This is a genomic window from Burkholderia sp. COPS, from assembly GCF_019425585.1.
In the GTDB taxonomy this organism is placed as follows: Bacteria; Pseudomonadota; Gammaproteobacteria; order Burkholderiales; family Burkholderiaceae; genus Burkholderia; species Burkholderia cepacia.
Genome location: NZ_WIXR01000018.1, coordinates 119,981 through 135,818 on the forward strand (window position 1 = coordinate 119,981; position 15,838 = coordinate 135,818).

13 protein-coding genes are annotated in these 15,838 nt (G+C 67.9%); 5 read left to right on the forward strand and 8 right to left on the reverse strand.

Going from position 1 to position 15,838, the window contains the following annotated elements:
- Window positions 1–13: 13 nt before the first annotated feature.
- The 3 genes from FOZ70_RS18040 to FOZ70_RS18050 all read right to left on the reverse strand — a co-directional run bounded on the left by FOZ70_RS18040 (window position 14) and on the right by FOZ70_RS18050 (window position 3,732).
- Window positions 14–1,318 (reverse strand): MFS transporter, encoded by a 1,305-nt coding sequence (locus FOZ70_RS18040; RefSeq protein WP_027786748.1) that lies wholly within the window; start codon window positions 1,316–1,318, stop codon window positions 14–16.
- 124 nt (window positions 1,319–1,442) lie between these two features.
- Window positions 1,443–2,201, reverse strand: a complete 759-nt coding sequence (locus FOZ70_RS18045) for an SDR family oxidoreductase (protein WP_021158432.1) — start codon at window positions 2,199–2,201, stop codon at window positions 1,443–1,445.
- A 91-nt stretch (window positions 2,202–2,292) separates the two neighbouring features.
- A complete protein-coding gene (locus tag FOZ70_RS18050) occupies window positions 2,293–3,732 on the reverse strand; it encodes an aldehyde dehydrogenase family protein (RefSeq protein ID WP_219706380.1) in 1,440 nt (479 codons plus the stop codon).
- A gap of 233 nt (window positions 3,733–3,965) precedes the next feature.
- Between FOZ70_RS18050 and ppa the strand changes: the two genes are divergently transcribed.
- Complete coding sequence (gene ppa / locus FOZ70_RS18055) at window positions 3,966–4,493, forward strand: inorganic diphosphatase (protein WP_027786751.1); 528 nt, start codon at window positions 3,966–3,968, stop codon at window positions 4,491–4,493.
- Between the two features lie 56 nt (window positions 4,494–4,549).
- On the opposite strand, the gene FOZ70_RS18060 is transcribed toward ppa, so the two are convergent.
- Complete coding sequence (locus FOZ70_RS18060; RefSeq protein WP_219706381.1) at window positions 4,550–5,434, reverse strand: GIY-YIG nuclease family protein; 885 nt, start codon at window positions 5,432–5,434, stop codon at window positions 4,550–4,552.
- 49 nt (window positions 5,435–5,483) lie between these two features.
- Complete coding sequence (locus FOZ70_RS18065; RefSeq protein WP_219706382.1) at window positions 5,484–6,518, reverse strand: AraC family transcriptional regulator; 1,035 nt, start codon at window positions 6,516–6,518, stop codon at window positions 5,484–5,486.
- Between the two features lie 150 nt (window positions 6,519–6,668).
- Here FOZ70_RS18065 and FOZ70_RS18070 point away from each other — a divergent pair, with 150 nt between their 5' ends.
- The gene (locus tag FOZ70_RS18070) at window positions 6,669–8,915 is read left to right on the forward strand and encodes a glycoside hydrolase family 3 C-terminal domain-containing protein (RefSeq protein WP_219706383.1); all 2,247 of its coding nucleotides are present in this window, start codon (window positions 6,669–6,671) and stop codon (window positions 8,913–8,915) included.
- A 95-nt stretch (window positions 8,916–9,010) separates the two neighbouring features.
- Here the strand turns inward: FOZ70_RS18070 and FOZ70_RS18075 are convergent, their stop codons facing one another.
- Window positions 9,011–10,189 (reverse strand): GNAT family N-acetyltransferase, encoded by a 1,179-nt coding sequence (locus FOZ70_RS18075; RefSeq protein WP_059496628.1) that lies wholly within the window; start codon window positions 10,187–10,189, stop codon window positions 9,011–9,013.
- Window positions 10,190–10,300: 111 nt separating this feature from the next.
- Between FOZ70_RS18075 and FOZ70_RS18080 the strand changes: the two genes are divergently transcribed.
- Together FOZ70_RS18080 and FOZ70_RS18085 are read left to right on the forward strand one after the other, a co-directional pair.
- Entirely contained in the window at window positions 10,301–12,016 is a 1,716-nt protein-coding gene (locus tag FOZ70_RS18080; protein WP_219706384.1) for an NAD+ synthase, read from the forward strand.
- A gap of 83 nt (window positions 12,017–12,099) precedes the next feature.
- Complete coding sequence (locus FOZ70_RS18085) at window positions 12,100–12,438, forward strand: P-II family nitrogen regulator (RefSeq protein WP_006398637.1); 339 nt, start codon at window positions 12,100–12,102, stop codon at window positions 12,436–12,438.
- A 137-nt stretch (window positions 12,439–12,575) separates the two neighbouring features.
- On the opposite strand, the gene FOZ70_RS18090 is transcribed toward FOZ70_RS18085, so the two are convergent.
- Together FOZ70_RS18090 and FOZ70_RS18095 are read right to left on the reverse strand one after the other, a co-directional pair.
- Complete coding sequence (locus tag FOZ70_RS18090; protein ID WP_021158488.1) at window positions 12,576–13,655, reverse strand: porin; 1,080 nt, start codon at window positions 13,653–13,655, stop codon at window positions 12,576–12,578.
- A 563-nt stretch (window positions 13,656–14,218) separates the two neighbouring features.
- Window positions 14,219–15,145: a LysR family transcriptional regulator gene (locus FOZ70_RS18095; protein ID WP_059676490.1), complete on the reverse strand. Its 927-nt coding sequence runs from the start codon at window positions 15,143–15,145 to the stop codon at window positions 14,219–14,221.
- Between the two features lie 133 nt (window positions 15,146–15,278).
- On the opposite strand from FOZ70_RS18095, the gene FOZ70_RS18100 reads away from it, so the two are divergent.
- Window positions 15,279–15,776 carry a GNAT family N-acetyltransferase gene (locus tag FOZ70_RS18100; protein WP_021158490.1) on the forward strand — a complete coding sequence of 166 codons (498 nt, stop codon included), beginning with the start codon at window positions 15,279–15,281 and terminating at the stop codon, window positions 15,774–15,776.
- The last annotated feature ends 62 nt before the right edge of the window (window positions 15,777–15,838 follow it).

A 15,838-nucleotide genomic window follows, 5' to 3' on the forward strand; every position in this document is an offset into this window, starting at 1 on the left:
GATGCGCCCCGCGTCATTTGTCGACCAGCCGCTTCGGCACCGACAGCGCGAGCAGCCCGCCGAGCACGAGGAACCCGGCGAGCATGTACATGCCCGAATCGTTGGCGCCCGTCGCCTGCTTGAGCCAGCCCATCAGGTATGGGCTCAGGAAGCCGGCGAGGTTGCCGATCGAGTTGATCATCGCGATGCCGGCCGCGGCCGCCGTGCCGCCGAGGAACGCGGTCGGCAGGCTCCAGAACAGCGGCAGCGTGGTCAGGATGCCGATCGTCGCGAGCGTGAGGCCGAGCATCGCGAGCGCGGTCTGGTGTGCCCAGACCACCGACAGCACGAGCCCGAGCGCGCCGATCGCGGCCGGAATCGCGACGTGCCAGCGGCGTTCGCGGTGCCGGTCCGCGCTGCGCGCGATCAGGATCATCGCGACCACCGCGGCCGCATACGGAATCGCCGACAGCAGGCCGATCATGAATGTGTCGGTCACGCCGGTGGCCTTGATGATCGTCGGCAGCCAGAAGCCGACGCCGTAGAGCCCCATCACGAACGAGAAATAGATCAGCGCCATCAGCCACACGCGCGGGCTCGACATCACGGTGCCGAGCGGCAGGTCTTCCTTGGTCGCTTCCTCCGCGTCGACGTTGCGGGTGAGCAGCGCCTTTTCCTCGTCGGTCAGCCACTTCGCCTTCGAGATCCGCTCGTCGAGCGAGAAGAACACGAGCACGCCGGCGAGCACCGACGGGATGCCTTCGAGCAGGAACAGCCATTGCCAGCCGTGCCAGCCGCTCACGCCGTCGAACGCCTTCAGGATGAAGCCCGAGATCGGCCCGCCGATCACGCCGGACAACGCGACCGCCGTCATGAAGAACGTCGTCATCCGGCCGCGACGATGCGCGGGATACCAGTAGGTGAGGTAGAGGATCACGCCGGGGAAGAAGCCGGCCTCGGCGACGCCGAGCAGGAAGCGCATCACGTAGAACATCGCGGGTGTCGTGACGAACATCGTCAGGATCGAGATCACGCCCCACGTCGCCATGATGCGGGCGATCCACACGCGCGCGCCGACCTTGTGCAGGATGATGTTGCTCGGTACTTCGAAGAGGAAATAGCCGAAGAAGAAGATCCCGGCGCCGAGCCCGTAGACGGTGTCGCTGAGATTCAGGTCGCTCGCCATCTGCAGCTTCGCGAAGCCGACGTTCACGCGGTCGAGATACGCGACCACGTAGCACAGCAGCAGGAGCGGCACGAGCCGCCACGACACCTTGCGATAGGTTGCTTCCTCGAATGCGCCGGACGAGCCCGGCAGCGATTGCGTCGATGTTGCCATGTTGTCTCCTGTCCTTGTCATTGGCCGGAGAAGGCGTAGCGGTGCCTGTCCGGAGTCGTGCGAAGCCATGCGCGTGTGCCGCGGCGGTTGCCGGCCGCGGCACGCTGCCGCAAGGGGGATACGGCTAGATGCAGCGCCCGCCGTCGACTTCGAGACAGACGCCCGTGATGAACTCGGCCTCGTCGGATGCCAGGTACAGCGCGGCGTTCGCGATGTCCTGCGGCGTCGAGAAGCGGCCAAGCGGGATCGTCGCGAGGAAGCGGCTGCGGTTCTCGGGGGTATCCTCGCAGCCCATGAATTCGGTCATCAGCGCGGTTTCGCCGAGCACGGGGTTGATGCAGTTCACGCGGATGCGGTCGGCGCCGAGTTCGGCCGCGAGCGACTTGCTCGCGGTGATCATCGCGCCCTTCGTGCTGTTGTACCAGACGAGGCCCGGCCGCGGCCGCACGCCGGCCGTCGACGCGACGTTCACGAACACGCCGCCGCCCCGCTCGCGGAAGTACGGAACGAAGGTCTGCACGCACCAGAACAGGCTTTTCATGTTGACCGCGTACACGCGGTCGAATTCGGCTTCCGTCACGTCGAGCACCGGCTTGTTGCGGTGCGTGGTGCCCGCGTTGTTCACGACGATCTGCACCGCGTGGAAATCGTCGAGCGTCGCCTGCAGCAGCGCGTGCCAGTCTTCCTGCCGCGACACGTCGCCGGCCACCGCGATTGCCTTGCCGCCCGCGAGCGCGATCTCGCTCGCGACACGCTCGGCTGCTGCCCCGTTCAGGTCGTTGACGACGACGTTCGCGCCTTCGCGCGCATACGTCTTCGCGATGCCTTCGCCGAACCCCGAGCCGCCGCCCGTGACGATTGCCGTCTTGCCGCTCAACCGCATGGTGTGTCTCCTGTGCTGGATCTAGTGTCGTCGTGCTTCGGCATGCGGCCGCGTGCTGCCGGCCGCATGCCGCGTCCTGCTTGCCGCGCGTTCAGCCGTGCCGGATCGCGATCGTTTTCAGCGCGGTGAAGCCGTACAGTGCCTCGAAGCCTTTCTCGCGGCCATGCCCCGAATGGCCGACACCGCCGAACGGCAGCTCGACGCCGCCGCCCGCGCCATAGTTGTTGATGAACACCTGGCCCGCCCGCAGGCGCCGCGCGACACGCATCTGGCGTGAGCCGTCGCGCGTCCAGATGCCCGCGACGAGGCCGTACGGCGTGCCGTTCGCCAGCGCGACGGCTTCGTCTTCGTCGACGAAACGCATCGCGGCGAGCACGGGGCCGAACACTTCCTCCTGCGCGAGCCGGTGCGACGGCGGCACGTCGCGCAACAGCGCGGGTGCCTGGTAGAAGCCGCTTTCGGGTGCCTCGGCGACGACCTGCCCATGCGCGGCCATCGGAATGCCGTCGTGCTGCGCGTCGGACAGGAAATCCCACACGCGCTGCTGCTGCTTCGCGTTGATCAGCGGGCCGCAGTCGAGGTCGGCGCGGCTCGGGCCGACGCGCAGCCCGTTGAACGCGGTGGCGAGCCGCTCGACGAGCGGCTCGTACACCGCGCGCTCGATCAGCACGCGGCTGCCGGCCGAGCAGGTCTGCCCGCCGTTCTGCACGATCGCCGACACGAGCACGGGCAGCGCCGCGTCGAGGTCGGCATCGGCGAACACGATCTGCGGTGACTTGCCGCCGAGTTCGAGCGTGACGGGTACGTGGTTCTCGGCCGCCATCTGCGTGACCAGCTTGCCGGTAGCGGGGGAGCCCGTGAACGAGATGTGGTCGATGCCGGGATGGCGCGCGAGCGCGGCGCCGGCCTCATGGCCGTAGCCGGTGACGATGTTGAGCGCGCCGGCCGGCAGCCCGGCCTCGGCGGCCAGCTCGGCGACGCGCAGCAACGACAGGCATGCATCCTCGGCCGGCTTGACGACGCATGCGTTGCCGGCCGCGAGCGCGGCGCCGACGCTGCGCCCGAAAATCTGCATCGGGTAGTTCCACGGCACGATGTGGCCCGTGACGCCGTGCGGCTCGCGCACCGTCAGCACGGTGTAGCCGGCTTGGTAGGGAAGGGTTTCGCCATGCAGCTTGTCGGCCGCGCCCGCGTAGAACTCGAAGTAGCGCGCGAGCGCGGCGGCATCCGCGCGTGCCTGCTTGAGCGGCTTGCCGGTGTCGCGTGCCTCGATCGTGGCGAGTTCCTCGAGGGAATCGGCCACGCGCGCCGACAGCCGCATCAGCACACGGCCGCGCTCGGCGGCGCTTTTGGCGCCCCATGGGCCCGCGAACGCGTCGCGGGCCGCGGCGACCGCGCGCTCGATGTCGGGCGCCGTGCCGCGGGCAATGGCTGCGAACGGCTGACCGTCGGACGGATCGACGACCGCGATGGTTTCCAGTTGCGCAGGCAACGTCCATTCGCCTGCGATGAAGTGCTTCGCCTCTTCCATGCGTGCTCCTGTCTTCGCGTCGACCGCCGACGGTGCTCTGGCGCCGACGCCGGTTCCATGCAACGCGGCCGGTGGTTCGACGGCCGGACATCGGGAACGATTATCGCGCCGATCGTCATCCGGACGCCACCGGTCGATTGGCTATAATGGCGCATTCCGTTGGGGGACGCCTGCGGCGATGCATCGGCCGCGGCGCCCTGTCCCGAATTCCCATCGACCTACAGAGAGTGCTCATGAGCTTCAACCATGTTCCGGCCGGCAAGGACCTGCCGCAAGATTTCAACGTGATCATCGAGATTCCCGCGCAAAGCGACCCGGTGAAGTACGAGGCGGACAAGGAACTGGGCCTCCTCGTCGTCGACCGTTTCATCGGCACGGGCATGCGTTATCCGGTGAACTACGGCTACATCCCGCAGACGCTGTCGGGCGACGGCGATCCGGTCGACGTGCTGGTGATCACGCCGTTCCCGCTGCTGGCCGGCTCGATCGTGCGTTCGCGCGTGCTCGGCATGCTGCAGATGACCGACGAGTCGGGCGTCGACGCGAAGCTGGTCGCGGTGCCGCACGACAAGGTCTGCCCGATGACGGCCAACCTGAAGTCGATCGACGACGTGCCCGAGTACCTGAAGGATCAGATCAAGCACTTCTTCGAGCAATACAAGGCGCTCGAGAAGGGCAAGTGGGTGAAGGTCGAAGGCTGGGCCGGCATCGAAGCCGCGCACAAGGAAATCGCCGACGGCGCAGCGAACTACAAGAAGTAAGCTGGCTGGCCGGCCTCGCGGCCGGTTCGTTCGGAACGCAAACCGCGCGTGTCTCGTCAGGAGGCCGCGCGGTTTTGTTTTGTGCGCGGGCCGGCGCCCGGGGTGGTCTTCTTTCGGGCACGCGCGGGGGCCGGCGCAGGCAGGGCGGTGGCGTTCGCTGCGCTTCTCGCACGATTCGCGCGTGTGGCGCGGCGGATGGCGGTGACGGGATTCGCCGGGGTTTCGATCGTGTCGGTGGTGGTCCTTGTTGCCGGTGCACGGCTGCGCGTCGGCGCGGAAGCAACGTCGGTGCGTGGTTTTGCGGCGGACTTGCCGCCGGCTGCCGGCGCTTTCTGCTTCGATGTGGCTTTCGTGGCTTTCGTGGCCGACTTGCCGCGAGGCGCGCCCTTTTTCAGTTCGGCCGCGTCGTCGGTCTTTGCACGCTTCGTGGCGGGCGTGGCCTTGGTTTTCTTGGGCACCTGCGCGGCTTGCCCGCGCTTCACGGTTTTTGCGGGCGTGGACGCTTTCCCGTCATTCCCGGCCTTCGCGGCTTTCTTGACGGGCTTGTCCGTTTCAGCGGCCTGCGTCGCGATGTCGGCCGACTGCGCCTTTGCCTTCTTCCGCCCGCGCTTACCGGCCTTCAGTTCGGCCTTCAACCCGGCCGCATCGACGTTTCCGTCGATCGACATCCCGGCCGGCAACACCGACTCGAGCGTCCGGATCCCGGCCGCCAGTTCGCGTTTCTGCGCGGCCGTGAGCCGCTTCACCCAGTACTCGGCACGCGATGCGATCGACCGGTCGGGCAGCGGGAACGACGCGAGCACCGCGCGCGGCTTGCGCGAGCGCGTGTAGCGCGCGCCCTTGCCGGACGCGTGCTCGTCGAAGCGCGCGGCGACATCGGTCGTGATGCCCGTGTAGACGCTGTCGTCGGCGCATTCGATCAGGTACAGAAACCAGGACATGGCAGGGCGGCGGGATGCGAAGCCGCCAGTGTCTCAGAAAAGGCGCGCGTCAACGCCATCGATCGCTGTGCCCGTCGCGAAAACGGCTCGGTGCCGCGCCGAGTTCGCGCGTGAAGAAGCGCGTGAACGCGCTCGTCGAACGGAAGCCGACGCGCACGCCGATCTCGCCGATCGGCAATTGCGTATTCAGCAGCAGGTCGCGCGCCTCGCCGAGCCGCGCCTGCGCGACGAGCGCATGAAAGCCGACCGCCTCGCGATGCAGCCGCCGGCGCAGCGTCCAGCGCGACATCGCGAAGCGCGTGCACACGTGCTGCATCAGTGTGTCGGTCGGTACATCGGCTTCGTCGGCGGTACGCAGCCAGTCGCGCACGCATTGCTCGACCGACGAGCCGAACGTCGAGCGCACGCGTACACGCTCGCGCGCGGCGTCGGCCGCATGGCGCTGGATGCCGGCGAGCGGCGCGTTGTAGCGTTCGAACGGCGTGTCGAAGTGCGCGGAACGCAGCACGATGCGGTTGTGCGCGGCGTCGAATGACAGCGGTGCGCCGAGCATGTCGCGCAGCGCGGCGATGGGTGCGAACGCGCGGCCGGCGAAGGCGGCTTCGTCGACGCACACGTGCGGATCGTACAGGCGGGCGAGCGCGGTGAGGATCGCGAGGTTCGCGAACGCGCTGCCCGCGTGCCGGCCGTCGCCTTCGTTCACGTATTCGAGCGCGATCGCGTCGCCGTTCTCGTGCGCGAACACCCAGTCGACGTTGCCGATCAGCTCGCGATAGCGCAGGTAGTCGTGCAGCGCGTCGCGCAGCGTCGCCGCGTTGCACGTGATGCCCGCGAGCTCCGGAAACGGGACGAGCCACGGCATGACCTGCGGCGGCGGCCGATGCCACGACAGCGGCCATTCGTTCGTGAGCCGCATCGCGGCGACGTGCCGGTCGCCCGCGATGCGGCGCGTGTCGTCGGCGAGTTCGGCCGGGCCGATGCCGAGCGTGTCATACAGCGGCGCGAGATCGATGCCGTTCGCGCGCGCGTCTTCGCACAGCCAGCGGTAGATCCGCACGGATACCGACTTCTGTTGCAACTCCATGTCTGTCCCCCTTCGTCATGCCGTTCGGGTTTGTCCCCGCTGCGAGAGGTCAACGCATGCTCCTGCCGGTCAAGCGTGGTGACCGGTCGATTTTTAGACTCGGACGCTGGAGTGTGGCGACAAGTACAACAGATCGATTCAGGAGGATCAATGAAAACTTCGCTGTTCCGGTGTTCGACGATTGCGTCCGCGTGCGCGCTCACGGTGCTGCTCGCGTCGTGCGGCGGCGACGACATCCACGCGCCGGCCGACCCCGACGCGGCAGCCGACCAGCGCGCGGCCGCGCTCGTCGCGCAACTGACGACCGACGAAAAGCTGCAGCTCGTGCACGGCACGGGCCTGCCGGCGCTCGACCTGGGCGGCCCGTTCCCGGCCGACGCGCTGAACGGCGCGAGCTACATCCCGGGCGTGCCGCGGCTCGGCATTCCGGCCGTGAGCAGTGCCGATTCGGCGGGCGGCGTGAACGTGAAGAACGCGCGCGTGACCGCGCTGCCCGCGCCGGTCGCGCTCGCGGCGACGTGGGACCCGGCGCTCGCCGGCACCTACGGCACGCGCATCGCGCTCGAGTTGCGCGCGCTCGGTTTCGCGGAAGGGCTCGGCGGCGGCGTGAACCTCGCGCGCGAGCCGCGCAACGGCCGCACGTTCGAATACATGGGCGAGGATCCGGTGCTCGCGGGCACGCTGAGCGCCGCGCGCACGCAGGCGACGCAGGCGCAGAAGGTGATCGCGACGATCAAGCATTTCGCGTTCAACGACCAGGAAACCAACCGGATGACGATCGATTCGGTCGTCGACGAGCGAACCATGCGCGAGGCCGAACTGCTCGCGTTCGAGATCGGCGTGAAGGACGGCCAGCCGGGCAACGTGATGTGCTCGTACAACAAGCTGAACGGCGTGTATGCGTGCGAGAACCCGTATCTGCTGACCACGGTGCTGAAGAACGAATGGGGCTTCAAGGGCGTCGTGCAGTCCGACTGGGGCGCGACGCATTCGACGGTCGCGGCCGTGCAGGCGGGGCTCGACGAGGAGGAGCCGGGCGCGGCGGACGACAACAACGCGCCGCTCGGCTCGTTCTTCAACACGAAGCTGCGGGCGGCGCTGCAGGCCGGCAGCGTGTCGGCCGCGCGGCTGAACGACATGGTGCAGCGCAAGCTGCGCACGCTGATCCGCATCGGCGTGATGGACGCACCGCCGAAGCCGGGCGGCGCGATCGACGAAGCGGCCGGCAACGCCGATGCGCTCGCGATCGCGCGGCAATCCGCGGTGCTGCTGAAGAACGCGGCCGCGCCCGGCGATGCGCAGCCCGTGCTGCCGCTGGCGGCCGGCGCGCTGAAGTCGGTCGTCGTGATCGGCGGGCATGCGGACGCGGGCGTGCTGTCGGGCGGCGGCTCTGGCGCGGTGCCGGCGATCGACGGCAATGCGGTGACGACCTGCCAGCAACCCGCCGACACGCTGTTCGGCGGCTGTGCGACGTGGTACAAGTCCGCGCCGCTCGCGGCGATTCGCGCGAAGGCGCCGAACGCGGCGGTCAGCTACCTCGACGGAACCGATGCGAATGCCGCGGCGAGCGCGGCCGCGCAGGCCGATGTCGCGATCGTGTTCGCGACGCAGTGGCAGACGGAAGGGCTCGACCTCGCGAGCCTGTCGCTGCCCGATGCGAAGGCCGACCCGTACAACCAGCAATACGACCAGAACGCGCTGATTGCGGCGGTCGCGGCGAAGGCGAAGCGCGTGATCGTCGTGCTCGAGAACGGCAGCCCCGTGCTGATGCCGTGGCTCGCGAACGTGCATGGCGTGCTCGAAGCGTGGTATCCCGGCGCGCAGGGCGGCCAGGCGATCGCCGATCTGCTGTTCGGCGATGCGAACCCGTCGGGCCGGCTGCCGCTGACGTTCCCGAAGCAGGAGGCCGACCTGCCGCAGCCGGCGATCGATCCGTCGCGCACGCAGACCGTCTACGCGGAAGGGCTCGCGTACGGCTATCGCTGGTTCGACGCGAAGGCGATCGAGCCGCTGTTCCCGTTCGGCTACGGGCTGTCGTACACGACGTACGCGTTGTCGGCGATGTCCGCGCGGGCCGATGCGGCAGGCAACGTGACGGTCGGCGTGACGGTGACGAATACCGGCGCGCGGGCCGGTGCGCAGACGGTGCAGATCTACGCGGCACTGCCCGCGTCGCTCGGTGAACCGCCGAAGCGCCTCGTCGGCTGGACCAAGGTCGTGCTGCAGCCGGGCGAGGCGCGTACCGTCAGCGTTGCGGTGCCGGCGCAGCGCTTCGCGGTGTGGGATGCGAATGCGCATGCGTGGCGGATCGCCGCGGGCAGCTACGGGCTGTCGGCGGCGGCTTCGTCGCGTGACCCGCAGGCGCAGTCGACGACGGTGACGCTCGCCGCGCACTGAGCCGGGCGGCCACGCGGCACGCGGCGAGGCCGGTCGTGGTCTCGTCGCGTGCCGGCACGGACTGCCACGTTCCGGCGGCTTCCGGCGCGCAGCCGTTACCCGCCACCGCGCCGGAACGGATCGTGTTCGCGCAATTCGTCGACGTACGCGTGGATGTGCTCGGTCTCGCGTTCGAGAAAGCGCGCGACGGCGTCCGAGAATGCCGGGTGCGCGAGCCAGTGCGCGGAGTGCGTGACGGTCGGCAGGAAGCCGCGCGCGAGCTTGTGTTCGCCCTGCGCGCCGCCTTCGAACGTGTCGAGCCCGGCCTCGATGCAGAACTCGAGCAGCTGGTAGTAGGCCGTTTCGAAATGCAGGCACGGCACGTGCTCGACCGCGCCCCAGTAGCGGCCGTACAGCGTGCCGCCGCCGTTCTCGCCGCGCCGGTAGACGGCGAGTGCGCTCGCGATCGGCTGGCCGCCGGCTTCGGCGATCACGAGCAGCAGGTTCTCGGGCATCGTCGCGCCGATCGTGCGGAAGAAGTCGAGGTTCAGGTACGGGCTCGAATAGTGTTCGCGATAGGTCTGCCGGTAGCAGCGCGAGAAGAAGCGCCAGTCGGCGTCGGTGATCCGGTCGCCGGTCAGCCGCCGGAACGTCACGCCCGCCTCGTGCACCTTGCGCCGCTCAGCGCGGATGTTCTTGCGCTTCTTCTGCTCGAGCGTGCCGAGGAAATCGTCGAAGTGGCGGTAGCCGTCGTTGATCCAGTGGAACTGCACGCCTTCGCGCAGCATCATGCCCATCGATTCGAGGAGCGCCGCTTCGTCGCCGGTCGGGAACAGCACGTGCAGCGACGACACGTCGCTCTGCTCGGCGAATGCGAGCAGCGTGGCCGCGAGCCGGCGGCGCGCATCGTCGTCGGCCGCGAGCAGGCGCGTGCCCTGCACGGGCGTGAACGGCACCGCGCACAGCAGCTTCGGGTAGTAGGGCAGGTCGTTGCGCTGGTACGCGTCGGCCCAGGCCCAGTCGAACACGTATTCGCCGTACGAATGCTGCTTCGCGTAGACGGGCGCGGCGGCCGCGAGGCGCCCGGTGCGCTCGTCGGTCAGCGTGACGAAATGCGGCGACCAGCCGGTGTCGTCGACCGCGCAGCGCGCGACGTGCAGCGCGTCGAGGAATTCGTGGCGCAGGAAGGGCGTCGGCTGCGCGTCGCGGGCGAGCAGCGCGTTCCATTCGTCGGCCGGCACCTCCGCGGGGGACGACAGGATGCCCGTGCGATAATCGATGCGTTCGTGTTTCAAGCGTGAATCCGTACCATTCTGTGTCGCCGGATGCGAGGGCCTGCGCGGGCCCGCACCGGGACGATTTCGTCAGCCGTTCAGGGCGCGCCGCCGGGCTGCGCCGATCCCGCCATGAAGACCCGACTCGCTCTCGCCCAGATCAACGTCACCGTTGGCGATTTCGCCGGCAACGTCGCGCGGATCATCGCGGCCGCGCGCGCCGCGCACAACGATGGTGCGCAGCTGATGATCGCACCCGAACTTGCGCTGTCCGGCTATCCGCCGGAAGACCTGCTGCTGCGTCCGGCGTTCTACGCGGCGGCAGCGGCCGCGCTCGACGCGCTCGCCGGCGCCTTGAAGGCGTTCGACGGGCTCGCGGTGCTGGTCGGCCATCCGTTGCGCGGCGCGGGCGCGCCGGGCGGCGATCCGCATGCGCCAGCCGTCGATGGTAATGCAAACCGCCCGATCGAGCGCGGCGTGCCGCCCACCGATACCTACAACGCGGTATCGCTGATCGTCGGCGGCGAGATCGTCGGCACCTACCGCAAGCAGGACCTCCCCAACACCGAGGTGTTCGACGAGAAGCGCTACTTCGCGACCGACACCGAGCCGCTCGTGTTCGAGCTGAACGGCGTGAAGTACGGCGTGATCATCTGCGAGGATGCGTGGCATGCATCGGCCGCGCAGATCGCGAAGGCGGCCGGCGCGCAGGTGCTGCTGATCCCGAACGGCTCGCCGTACCACATGAACAAGGAAGCGGTGCGCGTCGACATCCTGCGCGCGCGGATTCGCGAAACCGGGCTGCCGATGGTGTACGTGAATCTCGTCGGCGGCCAGGACGAACTCGTATTCGACGGCGGCTCGTTCGTGCTCGACGCGCAGGGCGCGCTCGTCGCGAGGATGCCGCAGTTCGACGAAGGGCACGCGATCGTCGAATTCGACGGCGCGCGGCCGCTGCCCGGCGCGATCGCGCCCGAGCTGTCGACCGACGCGCAGGTGTACCGCGCCCTCGTGACCGGCGTGCGCGACTACATCGGCAAGAACGGCTTTCCGGGCGTGCTGATCGGGCTGTCGGGCGGTGTCGATTCGGCGCTGGTGCTCGCGGTCGCATGCGATGCGCTCGGGCCCGGGCGCGTGCGCGCGGTGATGATGCCGTCGCGCTTCACGGCCGACATCTCGACCACCGACGCGGCGGACATGGCGCGGCGCGTCGGCGTGCGCTACGACGAGATCGCGATCGCGCCGATGTTCGACGCATTCCGCGCGGCGCTCGCGGGCGAGTTCGCGGGCCGCGCGGAAGACGCGACGGAAGAGAACATCCAGGCGCGTATCCGCGGCACGCTGCTGATGGCGCTGTCGAACAAGTTCGGCTCGATCGTGCTGACGACCGGCAACAAGAGCGAGATGGCGGTCGGCTACTGCACGCTGTACGGCGACATGGCCGGCGGCTTTGCGGTGATCAAGGACATCGCGAAGACGCTCGTGTACCGGCTCTGCCGTTATCGCAACGAAACGGCCGACTATGCACTGCGCGACGTGATTCCCGAGCGGATCCTCACGCGTGCGCCGTCGGCCGAGCTGCGCGAGAACCAGACCGACCAGGACAGCCTGCCGCCTTACGACGTACTCGATGCGATCATGCGGATGTACATGGAAGAAGATCGGCCGCTCGCCGAGATCGTCGCGGCCGGTTATGCGCAGGCGGACGTCGAACGCGTGACGCGGCTCATCAAGATCAACGAATACAAGCGCCGCCAGGCGCCGATCGGCATTCGCGTCACGCATCGCGCATTCGGGCGCGACTGGCGCTACCCGATCACGTCACGTTTTACCGAACGCCTCGACTGATCCGTGCTGGGCCGCATGCGGCTCGCAGGCTTACAATCGGGGTCGCGATTTTTCATCCAAACGAGCATTGGGGGACAACCACCATGAAACGCATCACTGCCATCATCAAGCCGTTCAAGCTGGACGAAGTCCGCGAAGCGCTCGCCGAAGTGGGTCTCACGGGCCTGACCGTGACGGAAGTGAAGGGCTTCGGCCGCCAGAAGGGGCATACCGAGCTGTATCGCGGCGCGGAATACGTCGTCGACTTCCTGCCGAAGATGAAGATCGAGGTCGTCGTCGCGGAAGCGCAGGTCGACCAGGTGATCGACGCGGTGATCGGCGCGGCGCGCACCGGCAAGATCGGCGACGGCAAGATCTTCGTGTCGGATGTCGAGCGCGTGATCCGCATCCGCACCGGCGAAGAGAACGAAGCGGCCGTCTGAGCGCCGTATTCGTCAGCGGGCCGTTTCAGGCCCCGCCAAGAAAAAACGGTGCGGATACCCGTTGGGGTACCGCACCGATACGCGCCTCTCGCAGCAGCGTGGAAAGTGTTGTCGAATCGTTGTTTGACGGCGCCTGATCAGAACAGGTGCTGGATGCCGGCGTAGACGCCGGTCTGGCTGCCGCCCGGATTCGGGTTGCCCGTCGACACGGCCGTACCGGCGCCGTTCGCGTTCAGGCCGAAGTTGGCGTTCTTGCTGTTGCGCACCGTCGCGACCTGCAGGTCGAACAGCGTGCGCTTCGAGATGTTGTACGAGCCGCCGACGGTGTAGATGTTCGCGTTGCCGCCGCCGTGGTTCGCGTTCACGTGATACACGGCCGCGATCAGCGCCGCTGCCGGCGTTGCCTGCCACGTCACGCCGCCCCAGACCTGCTGGGTGCCCGTCACGCCGGCGTTCACCGCCGGGCCGCCGCTGCCGTCCGCGCGCGAGGCCTGGTAAGCGGCCTGAACCTTGAACTGGCCGAGGAACACGTTCACGCCCGCGAAGTATTCACGCGAGTAGTTGAACACGTCCGAGAAGCGGCCGTTGCTGTCGCGCGTTTCGTCGTAGATGCCGCGCAACTGGAACAGCGAATTCGTATAGGTGACCTGTGCGCCGGCTGCACGGCCCGGTTGGCCGGCCGTCGTGTTGCCGTTGAAGCTGGTCGAGTTCGAGAACGAGAACTGGCCGTAGAAGTCGAGGCCGTAGAACTGCGGCGACTGGTACGACACGTTGTTGCTGGTCTTGTTCCAGTTGCGGCCGCGCACCAGCGAGGCAGTCGACCAGGCCGACTGGCCGAACGGGTCGAAGTCCCACACGCCGTTGGCGATCGCGAGTTCACGACCCAACAGCAGCGTACCGTAACGGTCGTTCGAGATACCGACGGTCGCGAAACGATCCCAGATCGAGCCGCTGAAGCCGCCCGTCATCGTGTTGAACGCGCCTTCGAGGTGGAACAGGATCTTGTTGCCGCCGCCGATGTCTTCGGTGCCCTTCAAGCCCCACAGGCTGGTGCCCCAGTCGCCGCTTTCCGCGCGCACCTGGTGGCCGTTTTGCAGGCCGTTCAGGTACTCGAGGCCGGCATCCAGGCGACCATACAGCGTGACGCTGCTCTGCGCGTGCGCCGTCACCACCCCAGCAGCCATCAGCGCGGCCGCGACCAAAGCTTTCTTCATCATCTCCTCCATACCCTGTCAAAAAGTCAACCCAGACTGCACGAGATGCCCGGAGCGCGAGCGCCGGGCAAAAGCGGGATAACCAGGGAGACCTCGTGCAGGGCCGGTAAGCGCAGCACGCGGGCAAGCGGACGGAAAACCGTTGAGCGGTCCCGCGCAGCCGGGTCGGCCTGCGGGGTCTCCTTGTAGTGTCGTGAAGCTAAACTACATTTCACGAACTTCGTTTTGCTACTTTGGTTACTAATTTAGCAAAAATACAATTTTGTGGCGATGGAAATCGTTGTTTGACTAACACCTGTCGCCAAATTGCCATGCAACACGGTGGGCAACAGGTGCGCCGAGGGTTTGCAATTAACGGAAAACCCTTGTGCCACAAGGGAGACACGGCTTTCGCAAACAGGGATCAAGGATTGCCACTATTGACGTTGCAGGGGGCGCGGGCGTATGCGCCAGAGAGGAGAAATTGGTAAGCATTTCGTAATGAATGGGCGGCCACCGGACGTCGCCGGCCCGTGCCCGTCGCGCTGGCACGGCGACGCGCGACGCGGTGCACCGGCGCGCTCCGGTCAGGCAGGCTCCGGCCTCGCTTCGAGCAACTGCGTGCGAATCCAGCGATGCGCATCGGTGCGCGCGTGCTTCGCGTGCGAGTAGACCTTCACGGTGTAGCGCGGGATCTCGAACGGCGCCGGAAAGATGCGGATCGGCGCCGCGTGCCGCAGCGCCTGCGCGGCGCGGTTCGGCACGGTCATCAGCAGCGCGGATTCCGCAATCACGAACGGTGCGGCCAGCACGGTCGGCAGCTGCACGGCGACTTGCCGCGCGAGGCCGAGCCGGTCGAGCACGTGGTCGACGACGCCGCGCGACTCGTTCCACGGCGTGACGACCACGTGGCGTGCCGCCAGGTACTGGTCGAGCGTGAGCCGCCGGCGGATGTCCGGATGCGCGGCGCTCGCGATGACGACGTAGTCGTCGGAGAACCAGTCGAAGTCCTCGATGCCCGGCGCGTCGGCCGCCGATTCCTCGTGGTAGCCGAGCGCGAAATCGATGCGGCCAGCCGCGAGTTCGTCGACGGAAATCTTCCGGTCGGAATGCACGATGCGGATCCGCAACCGCGGCGCGACATGCTGGATGCGCGCGAGAAACGCCGGCAGCACGGCGAAGGCCGTGTAGTCGGTCGCCGCGAACACGAACGTGCGGTCGCTTTGCGCGGGATCGAAGCGGCGCGCGCGGGCAAGCCCCTTCGACATCGCGTCGAGCGCGTCGCCGGCCCAGGTGGCGATGTCGTCGGCGCGCACGGTCGGCTGCATCTCGTTGCCGAGGCGCACGAACAGGGCATCGCCGATCGCGTCGCGCAGCCGCGCGAGCGCGTGGCTCAGTGCGGACGGGCTCAATGCAAGCTCGTGCGCGGCCGCGGCGACGGACCGGTGGCGGTACAGCGCGTCGAACACGAGCAGCAGGTTCAGGTCGAGACGGCGCAGATCGGGATGCATCATGTTCAGGTCAGGATGAAAAACCTGCACTTCCTGCAGGCGCTGCGTGAACGTAGCATGACGATCTGATTGGCGCCAGCGCGGCTGCGCGGCGCCGCTTTCCGTTTCAAGTCCGGGCCGGAGGAGGGCTCATCCCGTGCAAATCGACATTCGTTCCGCCACCGTCGCCGACGTGCCGCAGATCCTGCGTTTCATTACCGAACTGGCCGTCTACGAGAAGGCCGAGCATGAGGTGGTCGCGACGCCCGCGTCGCTCGAGCGCAGCCTGTTCGGCGACGGATCGCCGGCGCGTGCGCTGATCTGCGAGGTCGACGGCGAGCCGGCCGGCTTCGCCGTGTATTTCTTCTCGTATTCGACGTGGCTCGCCCGGCAGGGGCTGTATCTCGAAGATCTGTACGTGTCGCCGCGTTTTCGCGGCGCGGGCGCCGGGCTGCGGCTGCTGAAGGCGCTCGCGCGGATCGCGGTCGAGTCGGGTTGCGGGCGTTTCGAGTGGAGCGTGCTCGACTGGAACGAGCCGGCGATCCGCTTCTACGAGAGCGTCGGCGCGGCGCCGCAGAGCGAATGGGTGCGTTACCGGCTCGCGGGCGACGAACTGCGCGCGTTCGCCGACAGCGCGCCGGTGAGCGCCGCATGAACGCCACATAGACGCCACGTAAACGCAAAACGGGCGCCGCGAGGCGCCCGTTCGAACGTCGT